At 40.1% G+C, this 5,474-nt stretch carries 4 protein-coding genes; 2 read left to right on the forward strand and 2 right to left on the reverse strand.

Annotated features, from left to right (window positions below):
- Nucleotides 1-175 precede the first annotated feature (175 nt).
- Both pnp and BN338_RS08380 read left to right on the forward strand, forming a co-directional pair.
- Nucleotides 176-2,371, forward strand: a complete 2,196-nt coding sequence (gene pnp / locus BN338_RS08375; RefSeq protein WP_039760957.1) for a polyribonucleotide nucleotidyltransferase — start codon at nt 176-178, stop codon at nt 2,369-2,371.
- Nucleotides 2,372-2,444: 73 nt separating this feature from the next.
- The gene (locus BN338_RS08380) at nt 2,445-3,440 is read left to right on the forward strand and encodes a class I SAM-dependent methyltransferase (protein WP_039761205.1); all 996 of its coding nucleotides are present in this window, start codon (nt 2,445-2,447) and stop codon (nt 3,438-3,440) included.
- An 18-nt stretch (nt 3,441-3,458) separates the two neighbouring features.
- Here the strand turns inward: BN338_RS08380 and hslU are convergent, their stop codons facing one another.
- The gene (gene hslU / locus BN338_RS08385; protein WP_039760960.1) at nt 3,459-4,769 is read right to left on the reverse strand and encodes an ATP-dependent protease ATPase subunit HslU; all 1,311 of its coding nucleotides are present in this window, start codon (nt 4,767-4,769) and stop codon (nt 3,459-3,461) included.
- Nucleotides 4,770-5,351 (reverse strand): ATP-dependent protease subunit HslV, encoded by a 582-nt coding sequence (gene hslV / locus BN338_RS08390; protein ID WP_039760963.1) that lies wholly within the window; start codon nt 5,349-5,351, stop codon nt 4,770-4,772. It abuts the gene before it with no gap.
- Nucleotides 5,352-5,474: the final 123 nt, after the last annotated feature.

Consider the following 5,474-nt stretch of genomic DNA (forward strand, 5'->3'; position numbering starts at 1 on the left):
AGTTATTTTATGGGATAGGACTGCTCATAATTTCGCATCTTAAGGTGTTTATCTCTCTTCTCTCAGCAAAGATGGAAGTAACGTGTTGTCTACCCCAGAGCTTGAAAATATGGCTACGCAAAACCAGAATGTGAGCAATCAAATGTTAAAAAACACTGGTCATTAAGGATAAAAAATGTTCAAAACGCACAAGATAGAAATTGAATGGGCCGGGCGGCCGCTCACCCTTGAAACAGGGAAAATAGCGCGTCAAGCTGATGGTGCAGTGATTGCTACCTATGGAGAAACCATTATCTTAGCAACTGTTGTATCGGCCAAAAGCCCAAAACCAGACCAGGACTTTTTTCCGCTTACCGTTAATTATCAAGAAAAATCCTATGCCGTTGGTCGAATACCTGGGGGCTATTTAAAACGTGAAAGTCGGCCAAGTGAACATGAAACTTTGGTTTCACGTTTGATTGATCGTCCAATTCGTCCTCTCTTCGTTGAGGGGTATAAAAATGATACACAAGTCATTGTTTCCGTTATACAGCATGATCTCGAAAATAATCCCGATATTCTTGCGATGATTGCTGCCTCTGCCGCATTGACCCTATCAGGTGTCCCTTTCATGGGACCTATAGCGGGTGCCCGCGTTGGTTATTGTAACGGACAATACGTTCTTAATCCTCATATTGATGAAATGCCTGAATCAAAACTTGATCTTGTGGTTGCTGGAACAGAAAGTGCTGTATTGATGGTTGAATCAGAAGCACAAGAATTGCCGGAAGATATCATGTTGGGCGCTGTGATGTTTGGTCATAAAGGTCTTCAACCTGTCCTTGATGCTATCATCAAACTGGCTGAGGTTGCAGCAAAAGATCCTCGTGATTTTGTTCCTGAAGATCTTTCTAACCTTGAAAAAGCAATGCAGGAAATGGCTGAACAGGATATACGAAAGGCTTACACAATTACTGATAAGCAAGAACGTTATGCTGCAATTGATGCACTCAAAACAGAGATTATCAGTAAATTTACACCAGAAACAGAAGAAGGCTGTCAATTTAGTACAGACCAAATTGCCACCGTATTTAAACAGTTGCAAGCAAAAATTGTTCGCGGTAACATTCTTGATACTCAAAAGCGTATTGATGGACGTAATCTTTCTACCGTGCGCCCTATCCAATCAGAAGTAAGTATTTTACCCCGCACACATGGATCAGCACTCTTTACCCGCGGAGAAACACAAGCGATTGTCGTTGCAACATTGGGAACTGGTGAAGATGAACAATATATTGATGCTTTAACGGGAATGTATAAGGAAACATTCCTCCTCCATTACAATTTTCCACCGTTTTCAGTAGGTGAAACAGGACGCCTTGGTTCTCCTGGTCGTCGTGAAATTGGGCATGGAAAATTAGCATGGCGAGCAATTCACCCCATGTTGCCAACGAAAGAATCTTTTCCTTATACCATTCGCGCTGTCTCAGAAATTACTGAATCCAATGGATCTTCTTCTATGGCAACCGTTTGTGGAACTTCGCTTGCTCTCATGGATGCTGGTGTTCCTTTGGCACGCCCTGTTGCGGGTATTGCAATGGGCTTGATTAAAGAAGGAGAGCGCTTTGCTGTTTTGTCTGATATCTTAGGAGATGAAGATCATCTTGGTGATATGGATTTTAAAGTTGCAGGAACAGAAAATGGTATTACTGCTTTGCAAATGGATATCAAAATTGACGGTATTACTGAAGAGATTATGAAAATCGCACTTGAACAAGCCAAAGGTGGCAGAATCCATATCCTTAACGAAATGGCAAAAGCTTTAACCAGCGCACGAGCTGAATTGAGTGAATTTTCTCCACGAATCGAAGTGATGAATATTGCTGTTGATAAAATCCGTGATGTTATCGGCTCTGGTGGTAAAGTTATTCGAGAAATTGTGGAACAAACTGGAGCAAAAATTAATATTGAAGATGATGGTACCATTAAAATTGCTTCTGCCGATGCTAAAACCATTGAAGCAGCAAAACGCTGGATCCATTCTATTGTCGATGAGCCTGAAGTTGGTGCTATCTATCAAGGAACAGTTGTAAAAACTGCAGACTTTGGTGCATTTATAAATTTCTTTGGTTCTCGTGATGGGCTCGTGCACATCTCTCAACTGGCATCAGAACGCGTCACCAAAACAACTGATATTGTTAAAGAAGGTGATAAAGTTTGGGTTAAACTCATGGGCTTTGATGAGCGTGGAAAAGTTCGGTTATCAATGAAGGTTGTTGATCAAGAAACCGGAAAGGAAATTACCGATGATAAATCGGTGAAAGAAGAAAAGTGTATGGATGAAAAAAAGCAACCTGAAAATAAGCGCCGCCGGAAGAAAAAAGAAGAGTAATCTTTTCTTCTTATCGTAATCATGAAATGCCATCCCAATATTGGAGTGGCATTTTTCTTTGAAAGAACCGCATGTGTTATCATTTTTACCTTTTGAAAATCATGCACTTCCTTATCCAGATCCAAACCAATGCTGGCTAAGTTTTGGTTTGACGGAAGTCCCTGCTCCAGAATGGGCACAAAATTTAAAAGTTGTCACGCCTTGGCGACCAGATTTTTTAAAATTTGTCAATACTCAATTTCACTGCTCTCCTCAAATAAATAAAACTTTCATTTATGATGGAGCATTTTTACGTTTAAGCAAATATCGTGGTTTTAACCAAAATTGTTTTCTTGATTTATTAGAATGCGTTAAACCCAGTGGATGGATTGTGATCAGTGGGAATAAAACGGCTGGTGCTGCTTCAATGATGAAATGGGTCAAAACAATTGTTCCCATAACCAACAAGCTATCTAAAAATCATGGTCTTGTATTTTGGCTTCAAGTTCCTCAAGAAATAGAAAGACAAAATATTGCACAATTACGCTCACAACCGCTTTTTTTTGATAAATTTCAAACCACTGCTGGTATGTTCTCACACGGTCGTATTGATCCAGGATCCGCAGTACTTGCTTCTTATATGCTCAAAGTTATTTCTGGGAAAACGGCTGATTTTGGGGCTGGCTGGGGCTATCTTTCTCACGTTGCCCTTGAAAGCAATGCAAAACTTACAACTCTTGATCTTTATGAAGCAGACTACAACGCTTTGAAAGCAGCAAAACAGCACCTTAACCCCATCACAGCTCCTTTTCCAATTCATTTTTATTGGCATGACCTTGTGCATGAGCCTGTCACAAATCTGTATGACACAATCATTTCTAATCCACCTTTTCACACACAACAAACGACAGATGTCTCCTTAGGAAAACATTTTATTATAAATGCTGCAAAATGCCTCAAACCCAGTGGCAGTCTGCTTCTTGTTGCGAACCGCCACCTGCCTTATGAAACATTGTTAAAAGATATTTTTCGTACAGTGTTGATACATAACCAAGCTCATGGTTTCAAAATTATCGAAGCACGAAAATAAACAAAACAGGCAATACCTCTAAAGAATAAAACGGGAAAGATCGATATCAGCAGCAAGCTCACCAATAGATTTTCTCACGTAAGCAGCATCAATTTTAAACGATGTTCCAGCTTTATCGGGTGCCGTAAAAGAAATCTCATCCAAAACGCGCTCCATAACGGTTTGCAAACGACGTGCTCCTATGTTTTCAATCCTTGCATTTAGATCTACAGCAATATCTGCTAAAGCGTCAATCGCATCATCGGTAATTTCCAAATGAACCTCTTCCGTTGCCATAAGAGCAATATATTGTTTAATCAAACTTGCTTCTGGTTCTGTTAAAATGCGTCGTAAATCTTCCCTTGTTAAAGGGTTGAGCTCCACGCGGATAGGCAAACGTCCTTGAAGTTCCGGTAATAAATCAGATGGCTTGGAAACATGAAATGCACCAGAGGCAATAAAAAGAATATGATCTGTTTTGATTTGCCCATATTTTGTAGCAATTGTTGTTCCTTCCACTAAAGGCAAGAGATCACGTTGGACACCCTCACGCGAAACAGCAGCACTGGCTCCACCATCCCTCGTTGCAATTTTATCAATCTCGTCGATAAAAACAATACCGTCATTTTCAGCAACACGAAGTGCTTCTTGAATAATTTGTTCCTGATCAAGGAGTTTTTCAGACTCATCATCAATGAGTGGTTTAAAAGCATCCCTTACGATCATTTTACGGATTTTTGTACGACTTCCCATTTTACCTAAAATATCGGATAAATTCATAATCCCCATTTGCGCTCCAGGCATACCAGGAATATCAAAAGTTGAAGCACTATTGCTATTATTATCAGCTACTTCAATTTCAATCTCTTTCTCATCCAATTCACCTTCACGCAATTTTTTGCGAAAATTATCACGGGTAGCGGGACTTGCTGTTTTGCCAACAAGGGCGTCTAAAACACGCTCTTCAGCATTCATGTGAGCCTTTCCTTTTATTTCATCTCGTTTCTTTTCACGTACAAGAGAAATGGCAGTTTCAACAAGGTCTCGAATAATTTGCTCAACGTCACGCCCCACATAACCAACTTCAGTAAATTTAGTCGCTTCTACTTTCACAAAGGGTGCCCCAGAAAGTTTTGCTAATCGACGTGCAATCCCTGTTTTACCAACACCTGTTGGCCCTATCATTAAAATATTTTTTGGCATCACTTCTTCACGCATCGGTTCATCAAGCTGTTGTCTACGCCACCGATTACGCAGTGCAATAGCTACAGAACGTTTGGCATCATTTTGGCCAATAATAAAGCGATCAAGTTCAGAAACAGTCTCACGAGGGGAAAATACAACACACATTTAAATAGCTTTCTCTAAAGAAGATAATTCTGCATCCAATGTTTCAATTGTAAAATGATCATTGGTGTAAACACAAATTTTAGCGGCAATAGCCATAGCTTTACGGGCAATAGTTTCTGCATCCAAATCTAAGTCCATCAGTGCCCGCGCTGCTGAAAGAGCAAAATTTCCTCCAGAACCAATGGCCATAACCCCATCTTCTGGTTCTAAGACATCACCAAGCCCTGTTAGAGCCAAAGTTACTTTCTTATCAGCCACAAGCATCATTGCTTCAAGACGACGCAAATAACGATCTGTTCTCCAATCTTTTGCAAGTTCTACACATGCACGCATAAGCTGATCAGGATATTGCTCAAGCTTTGTTTCCAATCTTTCCAGTAATGTAAACGCATCTGCTGTAGCACCTGCAAAACCAGCAATAACCATTCCGCTTTTTCCAAGACGGCGGACCTTACGTGCATTGCCTTTCATAATCGTCTGTCCAAGAGAGACTTGACCGTCGCCAGCCATCACGACTTTGCCACCTTTTCGTACCGTAATAATCGTTGTACCATACATTATGTCTGGCTTATGTTCTGTCATAAGGAAACTCCTTAATATTAACTTTTCTTTTTAATATTGTGTTTTTATATAATGTAAAACTCAATTACTATTGTCCTATTTAAGAACATATACAGCAAAACACAATGACTCTGCACAATTCAA

It is taken from the genome of Bartonella queenslandensis AUST/NH15, assembly GCF_000312585.1.
Classification (GTDB): domain Bacteria; phylum Pseudomonadota; class Alphaproteobacteria; order Rhizobiales; family Rhizobiaceae; genus Bartonella; species Bartonella queenslandensis_A.

Bases quoted from the DNA above. Each gene is read 5' to 3' on its own strand.
- pnp (WP_039760957.1), top strand. From the start codon at position 176: ATGTTCAAAACGCACAAGATAGAAATTGAATGGGCCGGGCGGCCGCTC.
- hslV (WP_039760963.1), bottom strand. From the start codon at position 5,351: ATGACAGAACATAAGCCAGACATAATGTATGGTACAACGATTATTACG.
- hslU (WP_039760960.1), bottom strand. From the start codon at position 4,769: ATGTGTGTTGTATTTTCCCCTCGTGAGACTGTTTCTGAACTTGATCGC.